A 20,974-nucleotide genomic window follows, 5' to 3' on the forward strand; every position below is an offset into this window, starting at 1 on the left:
TACACCTCATTTTCTTTATAAATATTCTTTATTAATATTAATACATTCCCATTCAGGATTGGATTCCAAGAAGCGGATCGCGTTCATTAGCTCTCGCTCAGCTGCATCTTTTTGAGATGCAATTGCAACGATTCCAATAGTAGTACGCTGCCACGTATTTTGATGATCCAATTCTGAAATAGAAACATTATACTTTTGCTTTGTTCTTGTGAGCATTCGTTGAAGGACTGCTCGTTTTTCTTTTAAAGAATGTGCAGTGGGAATGAGAAATTCGCAGTCTGCATATACAATCATTATCGTTTAATTTCTTCCATGATGAACGCTTCTACGATATCGCCCTCTTTAACATCATTAAAGTTTTTAATCGTGATTCCACATTCGTATCCTTTAGCAACTTCTTTTGCATCATCCTTGAAGCGTTTTAAAGTATCTAATTCGCCTTCAAAAATAACGATTCCATCGCGAATTACACGAACTCCACTATCTCTTGAAATTTTACCTTCCGTAACATATGAACCAGCAATCGTACCAACTTTTGATACTTTGAATGTTTCACGTACTTCAGCTTGACCGATAATTTTCTCTTGGAATTCAGGGTCAAGTAATCCCTTCATAGCGAATTCGATTTCTTCAATTACTTTATAAATAATACGGTGTAGACGGATATCTACGCCTTCTTGATCGGCCATACGTTTTGCATTTGTGTCTGGACGTACGTTAAATCCGATGACGATTGCATTCGATGCAGCAGCCAAGCTAATATCTGATTCCGTGATAGCTCCAGCTCCAGTATGAATGATGCGAACATTAACACCTTCAACATCAATTTTCATAAGGGATGCAGCCATCGCTTCAACAGTACCTTGAACGTCTGCTTTTACGATTAAGTTTAACTCTTTCATTTCCCCTTGTTTCATTTGATCAAATAAATTGTCTAATGTCACACGAGTTTTTTCTGAGCGTTGAGTAACTTGTGCTTCTGAAGCACGAGATTCGCCAACTTGACGAGCAGTTTTTTCATCTTCAAATACAACAAAGCGATCTCCAGCTTGTGGCACTTCATTTAAGCCAGTAATTTCTACTGGTGTAGATGGACCTGCCTCTTTCACACGACGACCAAGATCATTAACCATTGCTCTTACGCGACCGAATGCATGACCAACAACGATAGGATCTCCGACTTTTAACGTACCATCTTGAACTAGTAATGTAGCGACAGAACCTCGACCTTTGTCAAGTTGAGCTTCAATAACAGTTCCCAAAGCAAGACGCTTTGGATTTGCTCTTAATTCTCCAACTTCAGAAACAAGTAGAACCATTTCTAAAAGGTTATCGATTCCTTCCCCTTTTAGTGCTGAAATTGGTACGAAGATTGTGTCTCCACCCCATGCTTCAGGAACTAAACCATGCTCTGTTAACTCTTGCATAACACGGTCAGGGTTTGCAGACGGTTTATCCATTTTGTTTACTGCAACAATAATAGGTACCTCAGCAGCTTTAGCATGGTTTATCGCTTCTACAGTTTGAGGCATTACACCATCATCTGCTGCAACTACAAGAATTGTGATATCCGTAATTTTCGCACCACGTGCACGCATTGTAGTAAATGCAGCATGTCCTGGTGTATCTAAGAACGTAATCTTTTTATCATTATCCACTATTTGGTAGGCACCGATATGTTGGGTAATACCGCCTGCTTCCCCAGCAGTTACTTTTGTATGACGAATAGAGTCAAGAAGTGTTGTTTTACCATGGTCTACGTGCCCCATAATTGTAACAACTGGTGGACGCTCTGTTTGATTGTTACTATCTTCTGGAGTTGGATCGAAATGAACTTCTAAATCAGTAATATCGATTCGAATTTCTTCTTCCACTTCTACACCATAGTCTGCACAAATAAGTTCGATTGCATCCTTATCTAAAACTTGGTTTATTGTTGCCATTACGCCAAGTAAGAATAATTTTTTGATAATCTCTGCCGGTTCACGCCCAATTTTTTTCGAAAGTTCTAAAACAGTTAAAGAATCGGTAAATGTAATCTTCGCAGGAAGTTCACGTTCTTTTCTTGGTACTGGTGGTTGAACAGGTGTAGTAGGACCTTTTCTACGTTTTTGGAATTTTTGACCTGGTCTATTGCCACCTGGACGGTTTTGGCCCCCCGGACGATAAGCACCACCTGGAGCTTTGTTATTAGTAAATGTTTTTTTAGGTTGATTATTTGTTCCTTGCGTACTGCTTCCTTGCGTATTACTACCAGATGAAGCAGGTTTTGTATTCGATTGGTTAGACGGTCTTGACTGTCCACCAGATGCTGGTCTCTGTTGGCCTTGATTAGATGGTCTTGACTGACCCCCGGATGTTGGTCTTTGTTGACCTTGGTTAGATGGTCTTGATTGTCCTTGTGAGGCTGGTCTTTGTTGTTGACCTTGGTTAGACGGTCTTGACTGTCCTTGTGAGGCCGGTCTTTGTTGTTGACCTTGATTGGCAGGTCTTGATGATTGATTCTGTTGTGCTGGTTTTGCTGATGATTGAGCAGGTTTTGCTGATTGTTGTGATGATTTTTTATAAATACCATCCAGCTTTTGGATTGCTTCTCCTTCAAGTGTAGACATATGATTCGTTACTTGAATATTCAACTTTCCTAGTTGCTCAATAACTTCTTTACTCGATTTATCTATTTGTTTCGCATATTCATGAACTCTGATTTTAGTCATTAGCTCACCCCCGGTTATATTCGTTGAGAAGGCCGGACAGTTTTTTAGCGAAACCGTCATCCATAATGGCAACTGCCACTCTGGCCTCTTTTCCCGTCGCATGTCCGAGATCGTGCCGGTCTCCAAAGACATGCAGCTCAACGTTAAAAGATGCACATTTATCATTGATTTTTTTTGCTGTATTTTTAGAAGCGTCATTTGATAAAACCACTAGTTTTGCCTTTTGACTTCTAATTTCTTTTACTACAAGTTCTTCACCAGTTATCGTTTTTCTTGCTCGAGTCGCTAAACCTAGTAGATTAGATATTTGTTCTTCTATTGTCATTTGAGTTTTTCTCTCTCAATTACGACGATTAACTGATCATAAATTTCATTTGGAATTGGTGCTTCTAAATGAGTGCCTAATGAATTTTTCTTTTTCGCTTGGTTTACCGCTTCGATAGATTTAGATACATAAGCTCCACGACCTGATTTTTTTCCAGTCAAATCAATCGAAACTTCTCCTTCTTTCGAACGGACTATACGAATCATTTCTTTTTTCGGAAACATTTCACCAGTTGCAACACATTTACGTAACGGTATTTTCTTTTGAACCGCCATTAAAAATCACCATCCTTGCTTATTCTTCGTCTTTATAAAAATCGAAATCATCCAATTCCTCTTCGTCCAAATTTTCAATTATAAGCTGTGGCGAATTTTCATTTGGATAAATTCCAAGTTCTCTTGCATCTGTTTCACTTTTAATATCAATCTTCCAACCAGTTAGTTTAGCTGCAAGACGAGCATTTTGACCTCTTTTACCTATTGCAAGAGATAGTTGATAGTCAGGTACTACAACAGTTGTAGATTTTTCTTCCTCATTTACTTGAACGTCGATTACTTTAGAAGGACTAAGCGCATTTGCAACAAACACCACTGGATCTTCTGACCATTCAACTATGTCAATTTTCTCTCCACTTAACTCATTGACAATCGTTTGAACTCGAGCTCCCTTTGCACCAACACATGAGCCGACTGGATCGATTTCATCATTATGTGCAAAAACTGAAATCTTCGAGCGATCTCCTGCTTCACGAGCAATTGACTTAATCTCTACTATACCTTCAAAGATTTCTGGTACTTCCATTTCAAACAAGCGACGAAGTAAACCTGGGTGTGTTCTAGAAACGAATACTTGTGGTCCACGTGTAGTGCGTTCTACTTTCGTAATATATACTTTAATACGTTCATGTGGTCGGTATGTCTCTGTTTGAATCTGCTCATTTGCAGGCAGTACTGCCTCCACTTTTCCTAATCCCACATATATATTTCGTGCATCTAATCGTTCAACAATTCCGTTTACGATATCATCTTCTCGATCCACATATTCTTCGTAGATAAGACCACGTTCAGCTTCGCGTACACGCTGAGTTACAACTTGTTTTGCTGTTTGAGCTGCAATACGACCGAAATTCCGTGGGGTTACTTCCTCTTCTACTACATCACCAATTGCATAGTGCGGGTTTATCACTTGCGCATCTTCTAACGAAATTTGCAAACGGTCGTCTGAAACATCTTCTACTACATCTTTTCTTGAATAAACAAGCATAGTACCAGTAGCTAAGTTAATGTCGACACGAACATTTTGGGCTTGGTTAAAATTTCTTTTGTAGGCAGTTACTAAAGCAGCTTCTATTGCTTCTATTAAAACATCTCTTGAAATTCCCTTTTGTTGTTCGAGCGCAGTTAACGCATCTAATAATTCACTACTCACTACTTTCACTCCTCCATATACGTTATGCTGAGAAATCGATTGCTAAACGAGCCAGCGCAATTTTCTCTTTTTCAATTTGAATTTTTACTCTTCTAGTTTTTACTCGCACTTCGATTAATGCGCCTTCCTCAATTGAATAAGAAAGTAATGTCCCTTCAAATTCCTTCGCCCCATTCACCGGCTCATAAGTTTTGATATAAACATACTTACCAATTGCGTTCGTGAAGTCCGCATCCTTTTTCAAAGGTCGTTCTGCTCCAGGAGAAGAAACCTCTAAAAAGTAATTTTCTGATATTGGGTCTTCTACATCTAACTTTTCACTTAGTTTTTCACTAACTTGAGCGCATTGTTCAATATCTATACCGCCAGTCGGATTATCGATATAAATACGTAAAAACCAATCTCGACCTTCTTTAACATATTCAATATCTACAAGATCTAAATTTAACTCTTGCAAAATAGGCGATAGAAGTTCTTCAATTTTACTTGTAATGTTACTCATATTAGCCTCCTACATAACAATGATTTTCTATATAACAACAGAAAAGAGCGGGAAATCCCACTCTTTCGTCACAGAACTATGAAACATTGGTAGTTTTATATTACCATACATCATGTAGCCTTGCAAATTTCCTACTAAAACAGCGAAAGCTGATTGGCATCTGGTAAACCCTCTAAACAGCCCATCGTATCCATATATTCGATGATTGTCTTCGATACTTTACCTCTTTGTTGAAGGTCTTCCTTCGATAAAAATTCACCATCTTCTCTTGCTTTAGCTATTTGGAAAGCAACATTTGTACCTAATCCTGGTATCGAGTTAAAAGGCGGAATTAACGTATTGCCTTCAATTTTAAATTCATTGGCATGGGATTTGTATAAATCTACTTTTTGCATTTTAATGCCCCGTTCAGTCATTTCTAATGCAATTTCTAAAACTGTCAACAAGTTTTTTTCCTTTGGAGATGCTTCTAGTCCCTTAGCATTGATTTCGTCTAATTTAGCTCGGATTGTTTGAGATCCGTTTACCATAGAGATCAGATCAAAATCAGAAGCTCTTACTGTAAGGTACGCTGCGTAGTATAGTATGGGATAATGCACTTTAAAGTATGCAATACGAACCGCCATTAATACATAAGCGGCAGCATGGGCTTTTGGAAACATATATTTTATTTTTTTACAGGATTCAATATACCAATTGGCTACTCCTTGTTTCTTCATCTCTGCTTCAAATTCTGGAGTTAGCCCTTTCCCTTTCCGAACAGACTCCATAATTTTAAATGCCAAGGAAGGATCTAGCCCTTGATAGATTAAATAAACCATAATATCATCACGACATCCAATTACATCAGAAAGCTGACAAGTTCCAGCTTGGATTAGTTCTTGAGCATTTCCAAGCCATACATCTGTTCCATGCGATAAACCAGAAATCTGAACTAACTCAGAGAAAGTCGAAGGTTTTGTCTCCTCAAGCATTTGTCGAACAAAGCGAGTACCAAACTCCGGAATACCCAATGTCCCTGTTTTACAGTCAATTTGCTCTTCCGTTACACCTAAAGATGCTGTTCCACTAAATATTTTCATCACTTCTGGATCATCTGTTGGAATTGTTTTTGGATCAATACCCGATAAATCCTGCAGCATACGAATAACTGTAGGATCATCATGCCCCAGAATATCGAGTTTTAGTAAATTATCATGGATAGAATGAAAGTCGAAATGGGTTGTTTTCCACTCTGAGTCTTGCGCATCTGCAGGGAACTGTATAGGTGTAAAGTCAAATATATCCATATAGTCGGGAACAACGATAATACCACCTGGATGCTGACCAGTTGTTCGCTTAACTCCGGTACAACCCTGCACTAATCGATCGATTTCTGCACCGCGAAGAGCCATATTATTATCATTCATATATCCTCTGACATATCCATAAGCTGTTTTTTCTGCAACGGTTCCAATTGTACCAGCACGAAATACATAATCCTCTCCGAATAGTTCCTTTGTATAGTTATGCGCAATAGGTTGATACTCACCACTAAAGTTTAAATCTATATCGGGAACTTTATCCCCTTTGAACCCTAAGAAAGTTTCAAACGGTATATCTTGTCCATCTTTTACATAAGGAGTATCACATTTAATACAATTTTTGTTTGGTAAGTCAAATCCAGAACCTACTGACCCATCTTGGAAAAATTCTGAATGCTGACAGCTTGGACATACATAATGAGGTGGTAACGGGTTTACCTCTGTAATTTCTGTCATTGTCGCTACAAGAGAGGAACCTACTGATCCCCGTGATCCAACTAAATAGCCATCATCCAATGATTTTTTAACTAATTTATGTGAAATTAAATAAATTACCGCAAACCCATGACCAATTATGGACGTTAGTTCCTTTTCAATTCGTGCTTCTACTATTTCGGGTAACTCTTCGCCATAGATTTCTTTTGCTTTAGAATAAGTAAGAGATCTTACCTCCTCATCCGCTCCTTCAATCTTAGGTGTATATAAATCATCTTTAATAGGTTTAATTTCTTCAAGTGAGTCAGCTATTTTCTGAGAGTTAGTGACTACAATTTCTTTTGCTAAGTCTTCACCAAGAAATGCAAAGGCATCTAACATTTCATTTGTCGTACGGAAATGTACTTTAGGAAGTCCATGACGATTTAATGGATTAGCTCCGCCTTGTGAGTTTACTAATATTTTTCTAAAAATAGCATCATTTTCATGCAAGTAATGTACATTTCCAGTAGCTACCACTGGCAGATTTAATTTTTTTCCGAGTTTAATCATTTTACGGATAATGTCTTCTAAATTCCATTCGTCTCTAACTAATTCTGCCTCGATTAAATGAGCGTATACTTCTTTTGGATGGATTTCTAAATAATCATAGAACTGAGCAATCTCTTCTACTTGCTCTAATGGTTTTTGCATGAGACCTTCAAAAACCTCTCCTTTATCGCAGCCTGATCCAATGATAAGACCTTCTCTATGCTTTTGTAACACGGATCTCTTTAATCTTGGTACACGATGGAAGGTAGTAGTATGAGCAAGTGATACTAATTTGAAAAGGTTTTTTAACCCTATTTCATTTTTAGCTAAAATTGTACAGTGGGTTGGTCTAGCTCGCTTATAAGAGTCTCCCTGTCCAATATGCTTGTTAAAATCATCATGATACTCTATTTTATGTTCCTCTGCCTCTTTCAATAAATGAAGTAATAAATAGCCTGTTGCCTCACAGTCAAAGATTGCTCGGTGGGCTTGTGTAAGCTCAATATTGAATTTTTTAGTCAAAGTACCAAGACGATGAGACTTCATCTCTGGATGTAAAAAACGTGCAAGCTCCAATGTATCAATTACAGGATGATTGAAATGATCTATTCCAGTTCTTCGATATCCTTCATATAAGAAGCCCATATCAAATGATGCATTATGCGCAACGATAATTCCATCCCCAATAAATTCGTGAAAATCTTTAATAACCTGCTCAATTTCAGGTGCATTTCGAACCATGTCATCTGTGATTCCGGTTAACTCAATCGTAGTTGCTGAAAGTGCATGATGCGGATTTACAAATCGTTCAAATTTATCAATTATATTGCCGTTTTGCATTTTTACAGCTGCTAATTCAATTATTTTATCGTAAGTTGCAGACAAACCTGTAGTTTCTACGTCAAACACTATATATACTGCATCTTCTAATGCAGTATGCTGCTCATCATAAGCAATAGGAACACCATCATGAACTAGATTCGCTTCTAAACCATAAAGAATTTTAATACCATTCTTTTTACCCGCTGCATAGGCCTCCGGGAATGACTGTAAATTGGCATGATCTGTAATAGCAATTGCCTGATGGCCCCACTTAGCAGCTTGCGAAACAAGTGAGGAAACAGAGGAAACTGCATCCATTTGACTCATTGGTGTATGAAGATGTAATTCTACTCGTTTTTCTTTTGCAGTATCTAATCGGACTACCGGATTTATTTCATTCATATCTTGTGCCATGATGATTAAATCACGAACAAACGTATCATTTTGAACGGAACCTCTAACCTTTATCCACATTCCCTTTTGAAGTCTTTCCATCATTTGGGCATCTTCTTTATCTCTAGAGAACATCTTCACTAATATGGAATCTGTATAATCTGTTACTTTCGCAGTTAATAGTGAGCGACCACTTCGTAATTCTTTAATCTCTACATCGAATACGAAGCCTTCAATCGTTACTCTACGTTCTTCATCCTGGATAGTTTTAATATCAATAATAGGCTCGTCTTTTTTAAGCGGGACTCCAAGTTGGAATGGTCCATCAGTATTTTGATTGCCATTTTCCTGTCTATTTTGGTCTCGTTTTTGCATATCTTCTAACGCTTTTTGTCCAAGCATTTCTTCTTCTAATCGACGCTGTTCTAAAAATTCTAATTGAGCTTGTGCTATTGCTTCAGTATCCTCTACTAACCGGAAGTCGAATGCAATTTTCGGAAATCCAAAACCTACATAAACATCTGATAATTGTTCGATATATTTCTTTTTAAACGTTCGTAATTCAATTTCCTGCCCACACGTTAAATGAATCATCTGACCGTTCCATTCTGGCTGTTGTTTTAACAAGCGGTCTTTTAAAGGTGGAGCCATATCACTTAATTCTTTAAGAACTAACGGCCAATATTGATTGATCAACTCTTGTGAAACATCTTTTCCCTCACATTGAATAGTTAACAATATATTAGCTATACCTGAAAACTTTTCTATTAGCCGTGTTTGGAAAATCGTAAAGACATCTATTGGAAGTATCGCCTGTAGTTGAATTTTAAAATCCCATTGTCTATTTTTCTTATGTACAGTGAATCGATCGATGGATGCATGTTCAAAGTGCTTTACAAATGAATCCTCTGTTAACTCCAGTTGTTGAAGCAACAAATGCATTCTCATTTTCCCGTCGTCCATAGCTCGTATCCCTCCTATAACTTAAGGCTCTTGCGAATTTCTCCGTTCAACAGTAAAAGAAAGGAAGTTCATATAATTGAACTTCCCCCCTAACTTTATCCATTAAAGAAAAATCGTTGTATGTCATTCCATGTAACGACAACCATTAATACCATGAGCAGCATAATACCGACAAAGTGAACCATACCTTCTTTTTGTTTATCTACAGGTTTCCCACGTAAAGCTTCAAACAAGAAGAACAACAGTCTACCTCCGTCTAATGCTGGTAATGGCAATAAATTCATAATACCAAGATTAATACTAAGTATTGCAGCCCAGTGCATTAAATTGTATACACCATATTGCGCAACTTCCTCTGTCGCTTTATATATTCCAACAGGTCCGGATAAATCATCTATTGAAAAATTGCCAGTAATTAAAGTACCTAATATCGTAAAAATACGTTTCGTCCATTCATAAGTCTGTTCTGCCCCGAAGACAACAGCTTTTGCAGGATTCTTTTCTAGTGGACTTGAGTATTGAACACCAATTTGTCCCACTTTTTCTTTTCCTGCTACCACTTCATTTGGAGTCATGGAAAGATTTACTTCTCGCCCATCACGTACTACCGTAAATTCCATTAGCTCATTTGAACTAACCTTTACTTTTTCTGATAGTTCGTCCCAAGTAGTAATAGAAGCTCCATCAATCTTCGTTACCAAATCACCGTCTTGCATACCTGCTTGTTCTGCAGGACTGTCTTTAACCACAGTTGTAATGACGGGTTCATATGTTGGTACTCCTTGAAACAAACCAAGTGCTAAAAAGATGAAAAAAGAAAGGATAAAGTTAAATAACGGTCCTGCAAATATAGTCATGGATCGTTGTCCAACTGACTTCGAACCGAATTGGCGATCAGCAGGCGCAATTATTGTTACATTACCCTTTTCATTTATGATAGCATTTCGGGCTACTTTGTAACGCACTAACTTTTCTTCTTCATTGTATCCTTCTATAAACATTTGATCATTTAAATCAGATCTTTCTACTTCTAAAAACATCATATCTGGAAATTGTTTGTTTTGGTTTAATAGAATCTGATCGATTTCGTCTTGAGCATTCAAATGGACTCCTAAACGATATCCAGGCTGCAATTCTACTGAGTCCAAATCTTCACCGGCCATACGGACATATCCACCGATTGGCAATAATCGTAGTGTATAAAGAGTCTCGCCTTTTGTATATCCAAAGATTTTAGGACCCATCCCAATCGCAAACTCACGCACCATAATTCCTGCTCGTTTCGCAAAGATAAAATGCCCTAGCTCATGGAAAAATACGATACTTCCAAAAATAATTATAAACGCAATGGCTGTCTCCATTATATCCCACCTTTAGTTTCTAGCTGATTATGCTTTCACATCTAATCATTTTACCATGTTCTCCACAGATTTTCTTGTTTTCACATCTACATGAAGAATTGTTTCTAAATCTGGATTGGAAATATTTACATGTTCATTCATTGCTCGCTCTATTAATTCATCAATTGTTAAAAAGCCAATCTTCTCTTCTAAAAATAAAGATACAGCCGCTTCGTTTGCTGCGTTTAGTACCGTTGTCATTGTTCCGCCTGCTCGTCCTGCATCAATAGCCAATTTCAATGCATGATATCGTGTATAATCCATTTCTTCAAAATGAAGTTTACCTATTTGAGCAAGATTAAGACGTGTCGCTGATTGCCTTGTCAATCTATCTGGATAGGACATTGCATATTGAATTGGGACACGCATATCTGGCGTTCCTAGTTGCGCAATAACACTCGTATCATGAAATTCAACCATTGAATGGATAATACTCTCCCTGTGAAGTAACACTTCGATATCATCATAGCTAATATCAAATAGTACGCGAGCTTCAATTACTTCCAGACCTTTGTTCATCATAGTGGCTGAATCAATTGTAATTTTCGACCCCATTGACCAATTGGGATGATTAAGTGCATCCTGTACAGTTACATTTTTTAGCTCTTCTCGTGTACGGTCTCTAAAGCTTCCACCTGATGCAGTAATTATTAACTTAGCAATTTCTGACCGTTTTTCTCCATTCATCGCTTGGAATAAGGCTGAATGCTCGCTATCCACAGGAAGAATTGGGACATTATGCTCTTTTGCAGCTTTCATGACTAAATGTCCTGCAGTTACAAGTGTCTCTTTATTGGCAATTGCAATTGTTATTCCTTTTTTAATTGCTTCTAATGTTGGTCTTAAACCTACACTGCCTAGTACTGCATTTACTAAAACATCTGCATCCGCATGGGCAGCAACCTGAACTAATCCTTGGTCACCGAAAACTACTTCGACTTGAGGAAACTCTTTACCTAATTGAATGGCATCCTCCTCGGATAAAACGGAAACTAAAGGAACAGTAAAATCTTGAATAATTTGTTTCGTAGCTTCCATATTTTTACCCGCAGAAAATGCTACTAGTTGGAACTTGTCCGGATGCTCTTTTATTATATCCAATGTTTGTATCCCAATAGAACCAGTGGCTCCTAATAAACTTATTCTTTTCGCCATGAAATAATGTCGTCTCCTTATATAAAATGTAAAAAGTGAAGAAGCGGTAAGACAAATAATATACTGTCAAAACGATCCAATATTCCACCGTGACCTGGTAACAGAGTTCCAGAATCTTTCACATTATAATGTCTTTTTATCGCTGATTCCACTAAATCTCCAAGTTGACCAAATATCGAAGCAACAATAGTAATTCCTATTAAAACCAGTATTGATGAAGTAAGTGGACTTATCATTTGAATGATAAATGCAGTGATTAACGCCCAAATAATCCCTCCAACAAAACCTTCTACCGTTTTATTTGGGGATATGTCTGGCCATAATTTCCTTTTTCCAATTTTTCGTCCGGTGAAATAAGCACCAGAATCTGTTGTCCAAACGATTAGCAACGCAAAAATAACATATGCCAACCCTTCATTTCTTGTTTCTATAAAATAATAAAAACCGATACCAACATAAAGGGTACTTAAGATGACGAATGCTGCATCTTCAAAAGTAAAACGATTTTTTACTAACACTGTGTAGATTAATAATAAGAAAACTCCGATAAACAGCCATTCTAATTTTGTATGCCCCGTGTATATCCTAATATTCTCCGTTAAGGTTGACGGCAGTAATAATAGAAACAGGAGCAGAAAGGAAACTAAACTGGCAAATGAAAATAAAGCTATGCCCTTCATACGAAGCATCTCATGTAAGCCCACCGCTGCTATTATGTATACTAATATAGTGAAAACTGACCCACCTAATAAAACAATTGGGAGAAATAATGCCAATGCAATAGCACCAGTAATAATTCGTTGTTTCAATTCACTTCTTCCCCCTTAAGTCCACCGTATCTTCGATTTCTTTTTTGATAACTTTCAATTGCTTCTAACAAACAAGTTTCATCAAAGTCTGGCCATAGTGTATCAGTAAACCAAAACTCAGTGTAAGCAAGCTGCCAAAGCATGAAATTACTCAATCGAACCTCGCCACTCGTTCGAATAAGTAGATCTGGTTCAGACAAATCTTTCGTCATTAAATGATCTGTCAGTAATTGTTCAGAAATTTCTTCCTCAGAAATTTCATTTTGCTGTACTTGCTGGGCAATTCGCTTAACTGCCTGCACAATCTCGTCTCTGCTACCATAATTTAAAGCAAAATTAAGTATAAGTCCGTCATTTTTTGCTGTTTCAACCATTGCTTTGTTAATAGCTCTTTTTGTATGCTCTGGAAGCACATCTAAATTACCCATCATCCGTACTTGAACATTTTGCTCGATTAACTCTGGTAAATACGTACCTAAAAACTCTTCAGGAAGTCGCATTAAAAATTCTACTTCCATTTTTGGACGTTTCCAATTTTCTGTAGAAAAAGCATACAAGGTTAATGTATCTATTCCGACTTCATTTGCAAAACGAGTTATTTTCTTTACAGTCTTCATACCTTCATGATGACCAGCAATACGGGGAAGTGACCTCTTTTTAGCCCATCTTCCATTACCATCCATTATAATTGCAATATGGCTGGGCAATTGTTCCTTTTGGGCATTTTCTTTTCGTTCATCTAAATGAATATCGATCATTTTATCATTTTTACGAATTAGTTTTTTAAACATTTAGAAACCCCCAATCTACCAAGTCGAACGTCTATATCTATCATATCAAATAACCGAACATATAAAAAGACGTCCCTTTCAAAGGACGCCTTTTTTAAATAAAGGTTCAGAAATACTTAACCTAGACAACTCATTTGAAGAAGATGTTGGTACTCATGGAATTATTAACCCTAACCATCTCTTCTTAAAGGTTAAACGTCTAAAATTTCTTTTTCTTTTTCTTTTGTAATTGCATCGATTTTTTCAATGCTAGAGTCTGTAAGCTTTTGAATTTCATCTGTATAATTTCTTAACTCGTCTTCTGTAATTTCACCAGATTTTTCAAGTTTTTTCAGATCATCATTGCCATCGCGGCGAACATTACGAACATTTACTTTCGCTTCTTCCGCTTCTTTTTTTACTTGTTTAACTAATTCTTTACGACGTTCTTCCGTCAAAGCTGGAATGGCAATACGAATTAACGTTCCATCATTAGTCGGAGTAATCCCTAAATCAGATTTTAAAATGGCTTTCTCAATATCTCCAAGAATTGTCTTGTCATATGGAAGGATCGTTATTAAGCGAGCCTCAGGTACTGATATACCAGCCATTTGATTGATGGGAGTAGGTGCACCGTAATAATCTACTGATATTTTATCAAGCAAAGCAGCACTAGCACGTCCAGCACGGATAGTAGATAATTCTCTACTAAAAACGGATATCGTTTTTGCCATTTTATCGTTTGTTTGCTCTATCACTTTTTTCGGCATTAAGAATTCCTCCTAACGACTGTACCAATGGTCTCCCCTAACACAGCCTTTTTAATATTACCTTTTTCCATTATAGAGAATACAATAAGTGATATATCATTGTCCATACATAAAGTAGATGCAGTAGAATCCATTACTTGAAGTCCTTGTTGAATAACTTCGATAAATGAAAGATTATCATATTTTACTGCAGAAGTATCCGTTTTAGGATCTGCGGAGTAAACACCATCTACATTATTTTTAGCCATTAATATAACATCCGCTTCTATTTCAGCTGCTCTTAAAGCTGCTGTTGTATCTGTTGAGAAGTATGGATTTCCTGTCCCTGCTGCAAAAATAACAACTCGTTTTTTTTCTAAATGTCGAATAGCTCTTCTACGTATGTAAGGCTCTGCAACTTGTCGCATTTCGATAGATGTTTGGACGCGTGTTTCGACACCTGCTTTTTCAAGAGAATCTTGTAGTGCAAGTGAATTCATAACTGTAGCAAGCATACCCATATAGTCAGCAGTAGCACGATCCATGCCCATTTCACTACCAACTTTTCCTCGCCATATATTTCCTCCACCAACAACTACTGCAACCTCTACGCCCAGATCTACAACTTCTTTCACTTGATCGGCTACAGATTTAATAATATCAGGAGATAAACCGAAACCTTGTTCTCCAGCTAATGCCTCGCCACTTAATTTTAAAACGATTCTTTCGTATTGTGGTTTGCTCATAGGTATCCTCCATCTCTTTCTTGAAAAATAGGGAACACAAATTGCGTGCTCCCCAGTTGTTATTGTATGTTAGTTCTAGCAAAGATGCACTTAAGCACATGCGCTTTTCTTATTGTCCAGCTCCAGACGCCAGCTGCTCGAACGCTTCAGCCTTGTAGAAAAGGCAAAGTGCACCTTTTCCCTCAAGTCTTCCAGCGCTTTTCACAGCTAACCGGCGTCTTCCGCTTTTCTTATTAGTTCCCTTTTACTTGGCTCATAACTTCTTCAGCGAAGTTGTCTTCACGTTTTTCGATTCCCTCACCAACAGCATAGCGAGTGAATGAAACTAGTTTACCACCAGTTGACTCAACAAATACTTTAACTTTTTGGTCTGGGTTTTTAACAAATGATTGTTCTAAAACACAAACTTCTTCAAAGTATTTACTTAGGCGACCTTCTACCATTTTAGCAACGATATTTTCAGGTTTACCTTCGTTTAGAGCTTGTTCTGTTAAAATTTTGCGCTCGTGTTCTACTTCATCAGCAGAAACCTCATCGCGTGAAATATAAGTAGGGTTTAAAGCCGCAATGTGCATTGCAACATCTTTAGCTGCTTGCACATCTGTTGAACCTTCTAATACAGTAAGAACCCCGATACGTCCTCCCATGTGTAGGTATGGACCAAATGCATCTGCATCTGTTTTTGTTTCAATAACAAAACGACGAAGTGTAATTTTTTCTCCAATTTTAGCAACTGCGTTAGAGATTAGGTTTTCTACTGTTACTCCTTCTTCAACATTTGAAGCTAATGCTTCTTCTACTGAAGCTGGTTGTGTAGCTAATAAATGAGAAGCTACTGTTTGTACTAATTGTTGGAAAGATTCGTTTTTAGAAACGAAGTCAGTTTCCGCATTCATTTCTAACAATACAGCTTTGTTTCCTTCCACTTGAATGAAAGTAGTACCTTCTGCTGCGATACGATCAGCTTTTTTAGCTGCAGAAGATAGACCTTTTTCACGTAAAAAGTCGATTGCTGCTTCTAAATCACCATTTGTTTCTACTAAAGCTTTTTTACAGTCCATCATACCTGCACCAGTTTTTTCACGCAATTCTTTTACCATTTGTGCTGTAACTGCCATTATAAATTCCTCCTAGTACAATTAGTGTCGTTTTCTCAAAAAAAGGTGATAAGAGGGTTGGCCGCTTATCACCTGTTAATTACAATTCGTATTACTCAGGTCTTACTCAGCTGCAACTTCAACAGAAGCTACTTCTTCGTCTTCACCTTGTCTTGCTTCAAGTAATGCATCCGCCATTTTAGCTGTTAATAATTTAACTGCGCGAATTGCATCATCATTTGCAGGAATTACATAGTCGATTTCATCTGGATCACAGTTTGTATCAACGATTCCTACTAACGGAATGTTCAATTTGCGAGCTTCTGCTACAGCAATACGCTCTTTACGTGGATCTACAACGAACATCACATCTGGAATAGCTTTCATATCACGGATACCGCCTAAGAATTTAACTAGACGTTCGTGTTGTTTTTTAAGTTGAACAACTTCTTTTTTAGGAAGTACTTCAAAAGTACCGTCTTCTTCCATTTTTTCAATCGCTTTTAAACGAGCTACACGCTTTTGAATAGTACCGAAGTTTGTTAAAGTACCACCTAACCAACGTTGGTTGATGTAGTAGTTACCTGAACGTTCAGCTTCTTCTTTAATAGCTTCTTGTGCTTGTTTTTTAGTTCCTACGAAAAGAACTTTTCCACCGTCTTGACCTACTTGACGCATGAAATCATAAGCTTCTTCTAATTTTTTCACCGTTTTTTGAAGATCGATGATGTAAATTCCGTTACGTTCAACAAAAATGTATTTTTTCATTTTTGGATTCCAACGGCGAGTTTGGTGACCGAAGTGTACACCAGCCTCTAATAATTGCTTCATTGAGATTACTGACATGATTTATTTCCTCCTGGTTTGGTTTAGTCTTCCGCATCCTTCATTTTTCATTAGCTACTCTATAAATAGAGCACCTGCTAAGTCCATCAGAAATGCGTGTGTATTCATACCGTTTTCTAATATAACATATGAATTTTATACTTTCAACTATTTAGTCGTTAAATTTTAGGAAAAGTTCCACTTCTGTCTTTCCTATTTGTAACATTTTAGCTATTTCGTCAGAAGTTTTTCCTTCTTCAAAATGAAATATCACTTTTTCTCTCACCGTTTCAGGGACTTTTTTTGTAGTCGATTGAGCCGTTTTCATATAGCTGCTTGCAGCAATTTGTTTAGATACAAAAGAAAAAGGAGGTTCAAAGACTTCAGCTTCTTTTTCTGACGGCTTTACTTGATTTTTCAAAAGTACTTTCTTAGGTACCTCTGTATTTTTCAACTCCTGTATAAGCCGATTATTTTCATCTGTAATTTCAGCAATATACGCACTAAAAGAATTTTCAATATCCATTAATACTTGCTGTTGCTTTTGTTCCATATTATCAAATCTTGAAATCTTGGCATTCAATAGAGCAATAAAGTAAAAACTTATAACTTGCATTAAGAATAATATTATTAAAATAGTCGTTATCATAACTGCTCCTAACCACTAAAATCTACAAAGTTCCCTTTAAATGGATGCTTTGTTTCTTTTGCTTCCCGTTCTTTCTTTTCTCTATTCTTTCGTTCTTGCTCTTGTCGTTCTCTATCTTCTTTAGAAGTAGTCTCTGACGTTTCATTAGATTTTGTAACAGTCTCTCTGGTTTTTTCTAGTTGCTTTTCTGATGCTGCTTGAGCGTTAGCTTGACTGATCGCACTTTGTTGTTGGATTTGATCAGCTACTTTTCCTGCATCAAACGTTTTAGGAATAGCTATTTGAAGTTCTGCTAATTTTAAGCTCATCGTAATATCCCCTTTTGCTATACTAAAGCAAATTAAAATGGCGAAATCTAAATGACTCTGATTTCTGCTCCAGGTGGACGCTTTCCGCGGGCACGGCTCGAGCCTGTAGTCTCTCGCTCGCGCTGTTCCCTCTGGTGTCGCTGCATCCGCTTTAATGTACAGAATTAACTTGTATAACGAGAAAGAAGTTAGTTCGCGTTTCAAAGTTAAATAAGTAACATCTTATAGTTATGTCTTATATTAAAATAAATAGCTATAAAATAAACTCAGACATTCATCATTTCATTCATTAATAATTTTCTCAGTTTAAAAAGGGCTTTCGAATGAATTTGAGATATTCTAGAAGTAGACAGACCTAGCATCTCTCCAATAACTGTGAGTGTCAATTCTTCTGTATAAAACAAACTTAACACTAATTGTTCATTTTCATTTAATTGTTGAATTTGCTCGGCTAAGTCCCCTATGAGTTCACTTTTGACCATTTGTTGTTCAGGTGTTTTCTGAGAATCATCTCTAATGACATATGATTTGTTCTCTGTTTCTTCGCTTTCTTGCAGTTGCTCATCTATTGATAGGACATTCGAAAAAAAGTGCTCCTGGACTGTATGATATACGTCCTCGACAGGCATTTCGACATAATCTGCTATTTCTTCAGCTGATGCATGCCTCATTAACTTTTGCTCTAATTCTTCAATTTTAGTTTCCAGTTTCTTCGCTTTTTCTCGCGATGAGCGTGGTAGCCAATCTTCTTTTCTCAATCCATCAATGATAGCACCTCTTACGCGAAAAGATGCATAAGTGTCAAATTTCAGCTCTCTACTATAGTCAAATTTATTTAAAGCATCAAATAGACCCATCATTCCTAAACTCTTAAGCTCTTCTCTAGATATATTTTTAGGGATACCTGCACCGATTCTTTGCACATGATAGTTTACTAAAGGTAAATATTTTCTCAAGAGTAAATCCCCGGCTTGAGGATCTTTGCTTTCAGTCCAATTCTTCCAAAGAAGCTGCTCATCAGTCGAATCTTGATATGCCAAATTTATCCCCCTTTCCAATATATCTCTTCATTATGGTTATTATAACAAAATTCTCACTAAAAAGGGGAGCCGAAACTATCGACTCCCCCGTTTTTCCATTCATTTATGTCTATTAGTTAATCTGTGAGCTAGTCTGCTCATCTTCCTTTAACATAATCTTTACGAGTTCCGCATAATCCTCTGGAGAAATTTCGGATTTCAAAATTTCCGCATCCTCCTCTGTAGGATTTCCTTCAATTCGATTACTTATTATATAACTAATAATGGCTCTAGCAAAAAATGTTACAAGAAAAAATATAATCGCAACTATTAGTGCATCAAGAATAATTCCCTTACCTTCTATAAACGGGAACGAAAGCAAAAAATAAACACTAAAAGCAATAAGCGCTACCCAAAAATTTGAAAGAATAGTTCCTACCATCATATATCTCTCACTCCTTGGTTCACTGTTCGAATATTTAATAGTTTGGTAGTCGGATCAAACTCAATCGTTCTACCACTATTTCCCCCTGTATCTTCTGCAACAATAGGAATAGAATACTTATCCAAATATTCTTTTACTGCCTCAATATTGCGTGGTCCAATTCGCATAGTATCTTTACTCGAAGTAAACTGAAACATTTGAGCTCCTCCAGCTATTTTAGCTTTTAACTTATACGGCTGGATTCCCTCTAATTTTAACTGCTCCACCATGGCTGTAATTCCTGTATCTGCAAATTTGGCAAGATTTATGTTATTTGTTCTTCCAAGACTAGAATCTGGAAGCATAACATGTACCATACCTACCGTAGTAGATCTCTCGTCATATAGAACAACGCCCACACATGAACCGAGTCCAGAAGTACGTATTTTGTCTGGGGCCTTTGCAATATTCATATCTGCAATACCTACTTTTACTATTTGACCTTGTGCGTTCATATTAGTTAACTCCTAGAGCTTTAAAAATAGCATCAAATGATTCTGGATCTGGCAACAAAAAGAAATGTCCTTTCACACTTTCCTCATTTGGAACATCCTCTTCATTAATAGCTGTATCAATCACAATTACATAATCACTTATATGAGATAACTCTACCAATCCGAAACTAATGATAGCTCCAACCATGTCTACACTAAGTGCTGGTACAGTAGGGTATATTTTTAACTTTGTAAAATCTGATAGGGCAGACAGGTATGAACCAGAAAGTATATTACCAAGCTCCTGCATTGCAGAGACACCAATTTCAGATACTTCACCTGATTGAAAGTCAAAAGTCTCATCCTGTACCAGTCTTTGTATGAATCGATTGGCTTGCACTACTGGTAAGACAAAAAACATACTGCCAGTTACATCACCTTCAATACGAAGGTAAATGCCAGCAACTACACTTTCTGGCCCCCCTGCTAAATCCATCATATCGTCAAATGATACCATTTCCACTTTCGGTACTTTCATATCAATTTTCTTGCTTAGCAATGTCGATAAAGCTGTCGCAGCATGCGCAGCACCAATATTCCCAATTTCCTTTAAAACGTCTAGATGGAGGGAGGTAATTTTACTGTCATACATAAGTTAAACTCCTGACTTAATAGGATTTAAAACGTGGTTTAAGTGAAGCAGGATTAACAGACGGCTATCGATTTTCACTACTCCAGCTATAAAGTCTTGCTCCATACCTCCAACAACCTCGGGCTGTGGTTCAATTGAATTGACCGGAATATCTAATACATCATTAGCCGAGTCTACAATTACTCCGACATCCATATCATCCAGCGTGATGATAATAATACGAGTTGACTCACTCAGCTCACTTTCGCCAAGTCCAAAGCGATTTTTCAAATCTATAATAGGAGTAACTACTCCACGTAAGTTGATAACACCTTTCACAAATGAAGGAGTTTTAGGGACACGCGTAATATATATGAGCTTTTCAATACCTTGAACCTGGCTTACAGGTATAACATATTCCTTATCTGCCAATTGAAAAACTACTACTTTCAAATTTTGTAAATCCACTGCTTCTACCATT

At 37.1% G+C, this 20,974-nt stretch carries 22 protein-coding genes; all 22 read right to left on the bottom strand.

The features are described from left to right. Window positions 1-15: 15 nt before the first annotated feature. Window positions 16-294, bottom strand: coding sequence for a DUF503 domain-containing protein (locus tag ACIQX2_RS00520; RefSeq protein ID WP_402845891.1), 279 nt, complete (start codon window positions 292-294; stop codon window positions 16-18). After that, window positions 294-2,714 (bottom strand): translation initiation factor IF-2, encoded by a 2,421-nt coding sequence (gene infB / locus ACIQX2_RS00525; RefSeq protein ID WP_402845892.1) that lies wholly within the window; start codon window positions 2,712-2,714, stop codon window positions 294-296. Before infB ends, ACIQX2_RS00520 begins: the two co-directional genes overlap by 1 nt. Before the next feature lie 4 nt (window positions 2,715-2,718). Then, window positions 2,719-3,039, bottom strand: coding sequence for a YlxQ family RNA-binding protein (locus ACIQX2_RS00530; RefSeq protein ID WP_402845894.1), 321 nt, complete (start codon window positions 3,037-3,039; stop codon window positions 2,719-2,721). Next, complete coding sequence (gene rnpM, locus ACIQX2_RS00535) at window positions 3,036-3,314, bottom strand: RNase P modulator RnpM (RefSeq protein ID WP_093060176.1); 279 nt, start codon at window positions 3,312-3,314, stop codon at window positions 3,036-3,038. The genes ACIQX2_RS00530 and rnpM overlap by 4 nt, the downstream gene beginning before the upstream one ends. Before the next feature lie 19 nt (window positions 3,315-3,333). Next, the gene (gene nusA, locus ACIQX2_RS00540) at window positions 3,334-4,467 is read right to left on the bottom strand and encodes a transcription termination factor NusA (RefSeq protein ID WP_093060174.1); all 1,134 of its coding nucleotides are present in this window, start codon (window positions 4,465-4,467) and stop codon (window positions 3,334-3,336) included. Between the two features lie 22 nt (window positions 4,468-4,489). Next, complete coding sequence (rimP, locus tag ACIQX2_RS00545; RefSeq protein WP_402845897.1) at window positions 4,490-4,969, bottom strand: ribosome maturation factor RimP; 480 nt, start codon at window positions 4,967-4,969, stop codon at window positions 4,490-4,492. 134 nt (window positions 4,970-5,103) lie between these two features. Beyond that, the gene (locus ACIQX2_RS00550; protein WP_402845899.1) at window positions 5,104-9,417 is read right to left on the bottom strand and encodes a PolC-type DNA polymerase III; all 4,314 of its coding nucleotides are present in this window, start codon (window positions 9,415-9,417) and stop codon (window positions 5,104-5,106) included. Between the two features lie 95 nt (window positions 9,418-9,512). Beyond that, window positions 9,513-10,778 (bottom strand): RIP metalloprotease RseP, encoded by a 1,266-nt coding sequence (gene rseP / locus ACIQX2_RS00555; RefSeq protein ID WP_402845901.1) that lies wholly within the window; start codon window positions 10,776-10,778, stop codon window positions 9,513-9,515. A 45-nt stretch (window positions 10,779-10,823) separates the two neighbouring features. Continuing rightward, entirely contained in the window at window positions 10,824-11,972 is a 1,149-nt protein-coding gene (gene dxr / locus ACIQX2_RS00560) for a 1-deoxy-D-xylulose-5-phosphate reductoisomerase (protein WP_402845902.1), read from the bottom strand. Window positions 11,973-11,989: 17 nt separating this feature from the next. Further along, the gene (locus ACIQX2_RS00565) at window positions 11,990-12,781 is read right to left on the bottom strand and encodes a phosphatidate cytidylyltransferase (RefSeq protein ID WP_402845904.1); all 792 of its coding nucleotides are present in this window, start codon (window positions 12,779-12,781) and stop codon (window positions 11,990-11,992) included. After that, window positions 12,778-13,572, bottom strand: coding sequence for an undecaprenyl pyrophosphate synthase (locus tag ACIQX2_RS00570; protein ID WP_402845906.1), 795 nt, complete (start codon window positions 13,570-13,572; stop codon window positions 12,778-12,780). The genes ACIQX2_RS00565 and ACIQX2_RS00570 overlap by 4 nt, the downstream gene beginning before the upstream one ends. Before the next feature lie 191 nt (window positions 13,573-13,763). Next, a complete protein-coding gene (gene frr / locus ACIQX2_RS00575) occupies window positions 13,764-14,321 on the bottom strand; it encodes a ribosome recycling factor (protein ID WP_093060160.1) in 558 nt (185 codons plus the stop codon). Continuing rightward, the gene (gene pyrH, locus ACIQX2_RS00580; protein WP_402845908.1) at window positions 14,321-15,046 is read right to left on the bottom strand and encodes a UMP kinase; all 726 of its coding nucleotides are present in this window, start codon (window positions 15,044-15,046) and stop codon (window positions 14,321-14,323) included. The genes frr and pyrH overlap by 1 nt, the downstream gene beginning before the upstream one ends. 233 nt (window positions 15,047-15,279) lie before the next feature. Next, on the bottom strand, window positions 15,280-16,164 hold the full coding sequence (gene tsf, locus ACIQX2_RS00585) for a translation elongation factor Ts (RefSeq protein WP_402845910.1): 885 nt from the start codon (window positions 16,162-16,164) through the stop codon (window positions 15,280-15,282). A gap of 102 nt (window positions 16,165-16,266) precedes the next feature. After that, window positions 16,267-16,989: a 30S ribosomal protein S2 gene (gene rpsB / locus ACIQX2_RS00590; protein WP_093060154.1), complete on the bottom strand. Its 723-nt coding sequence runs from the start codon at window positions 16,987-16,989 to the stop codon at window positions 16,267-16,269. A 151-nt stretch (window positions 16,990-17,140) separates the two neighbouring features. Beyond that, the gene (locus ACIQX2_RS00595) at window positions 17,141-17,617 is read right to left on the bottom strand and encodes a DUF6115 domain-containing protein (RefSeq protein WP_402845913.1); all 477 of its coding nucleotides are present in this window, start codon (window positions 17,615-17,617) and stop codon (window positions 17,141-17,143) included. An 8-nt stretch (window positions 17,618-17,625) separates the two neighbouring features. After that, window positions 17,626-17,925, bottom strand: coding sequence for an RNA polymerase subunit sigma (locus ACIQX2_RS00600; protein ID WP_402845915.1), 300 nt, complete (start codon window positions 17,923-17,925; stop codon window positions 17,626-17,628). A gap of 266 nt (window positions 17,926-18,191) precedes the next feature. Beyond that, on the bottom strand, window positions 18,192-18,965 hold the full coding sequence (locus ACIQX2_RS00605; RefSeq protein WP_402845916.1) for a FliA/WhiG family RNA polymerase sigma factor: 774 nt from the start codon (window positions 18,963-18,965) through the stop codon (window positions 18,192-18,194). Window positions 18,966-19,077: 112 nt separating this feature from the next. Further along, on the bottom strand, window positions 19,078-19,389 hold the full coding sequence (locus tag ACIQX2_RS00610) for a hypothetical protein (protein WP_402845918.1): 312 nt from the start codon (window positions 19,387-19,389) through the stop codon (window positions 19,078-19,080). Next, window positions 19,386-19,883, bottom strand: coding sequence for a chemotaxis protein CheD (locus tag ACIQX2_RS00615; RefSeq protein WP_402845920.1), 498 nt, complete (start codon window positions 19,881-19,883; stop codon window positions 19,386-19,388). The genes ACIQX2_RS00610 and ACIQX2_RS00615 overlap by 4 nt, the downstream gene beginning before the upstream one ends. 1 nt (window position 19,884) lies before the next feature. After that, window positions 19,885-20,514 (bottom strand): chemotaxis protein CheC, encoded by a 630-nt coding sequence (locus tag ACIQX2_RS00620; RefSeq protein ID WP_402845922.1) that lies wholly within the window; start codon window positions 20,512-20,514, stop codon window positions 19,885-19,887. 3 nt (window positions 20,515-20,517) lie between these two features. Then, window positions 20,518-20,973, bottom strand: coding sequence for a chemotaxis protein CheW (locus ACIQX2_RS00625; RefSeq protein WP_402845924.1), 456 nt, complete (start codon window positions 20,971-20,973; stop codon window positions 20,518-20,520). Between the last annotated feature and the right edge of the window lies 1 nt (window position 20,974).

Origin of the sequence: Psychrobacillus sp. NPDC096623 (genome assembly GCF_044762655.1) — a bacterium.
Lineage (GTDB): Bacteria > Bacillota > Bacilli > Bacillales_A > Planococcaceae > Psychrobacillus.

What these genes read in the sequence shown, in the direction of transcription:
- ACIQX2_RS00520 (WP_402845891.1), bottom strand. Translation starts at nt 294, where the DNA reads ATGATTGTATATGCAGACTGCGAATTTCTCATTCCCACTGCACATTCT.
- infB (WP_402845892.1), bottom strand. Translation starts at nt 2,714, where the DNA reads ATGACTAAAATCAGAGTTCATGAATATGCGAAACAAATAGATAAATCG.
- ACIQX2_RS00530 (WP_402845894.1), bottom strand. Translation starts at nt 3,039, where the DNA reads ATGACAATAGAAGAACAAATATCTAATCTACTAGGTTTAGCGACTCGA.
- rnpM (WP_093060176.1), bottom strand. Translation starts at nt 3,314, where the DNA reads ATGGCGGTTCAAAAGAAAATACCGTTACGTAAATGTGTTGCAACTGGT.
- rimP (WP_402845897.1), bottom strand. Translation starts at nt 4,969, where the DNA reads ATGAGTAACATTACAAGTAAAATTGAAGAACTTCTATCGCCTATTTTG.
- ACIQX2_RS00550 (WP_402845899.1), bottom strand. Translation starts at nt 9,417, where the DNA reads ATGGACGACGGGAAAATGAGAATGCATTTGTTGCTTCAACAACTGGAG.
- rseP (WP_402845901.1), bottom strand. Translation starts at nt 10,778, where the DNA reads ATGGAGACAGCCATTGCGTTTATAATTATTTTTGGAAGTATCGTATTT.
- dxr (WP_402845902.1), bottom strand. Translation starts at nt 11,972, where the DNA reads ATGGCGAAAAGAATAAGTTTATTAGGAGCCACTGGTTCTATTGGGATA.
- ACIQX2_RS00570 (WP_402845906.1), bottom strand. Translation starts at nt 13,572, where the DNA reads ATGTTTAAAAAACTAATTCGTAAAAATGATAAAATGATCGATATTCAT.
- frr (WP_093060160.1), bottom strand. Translation starts at nt 14,321, where the DNA reads ATGCCGAAAAAAGTGATAGAGCAAACAAACGATAAAATGGCAAAAACG.
- pyrH (WP_402845908.1), bottom strand. Translation starts at nt 15,046, where the DNA reads ATGAGCAAACCACAATACGAAAGAATCGTTTTAAAATTAAGTGGCGAG.
- tsf (WP_402845910.1), bottom strand. Translation starts at nt 16,164, where the DNA reads ATGGCAGTTACAGCACAAATGGTAAAAGAATTGCGTGAAAAAACTGGT.
- rpsB (WP_093060154.1), bottom strand. Translation starts at nt 16,989, where the DNA reads ATGTCAGTAATCTCAATGAAGCAATTATTAGAGGCTGGTGTACACTTC.
- ACIQX2_RS00595 (WP_402845913.1), bottom strand. Translation starts at nt 17,617, where the DNA reads ATGATAACGACTATTTTAATAATATTATTCTTAATGCAAGTTATAAGT.
- ACIQX2_RS00600 (WP_402845915.1), bottom strand. Translation starts at nt 17,925, where the DNA reads ATGAGCTTAAAATTAGCAGAACTTCAAATAGCTATTCCTAAAACGTTT.
- ACIQX2_RS00610 (WP_402845918.1), bottom strand. Translation starts at nt 19,389, where the DNA reads ATGATGGTAGGAACTATTCTTTCAAATTTTTGGGTAGCGCTTATTGCT.
- ACIQX2_RS00615 (WP_402845920.1), bottom strand. Translation starts at nt 19,883, where the DNA reads ATGAACGCACAAGGTCAAATAGTAAAAGTAGGTATTGCAGATATGAAT.
- ACIQX2_RS00620 (WP_402845922.1), bottom strand. Translation starts at nt 20,514, where the DNA reads ATGTATGACAGTAAAATTACCTCCCTCCATCTAGACGTTTTAAAGGAA.
- ACIQX2_RS00625 (WP_402845924.1), bottom strand. Translation starts at nt 20,973, where the DNA reads ATGGTAGAAGCAGTGGATTTACAAAATTTGAAAGTAGTAGTTTTTCAA.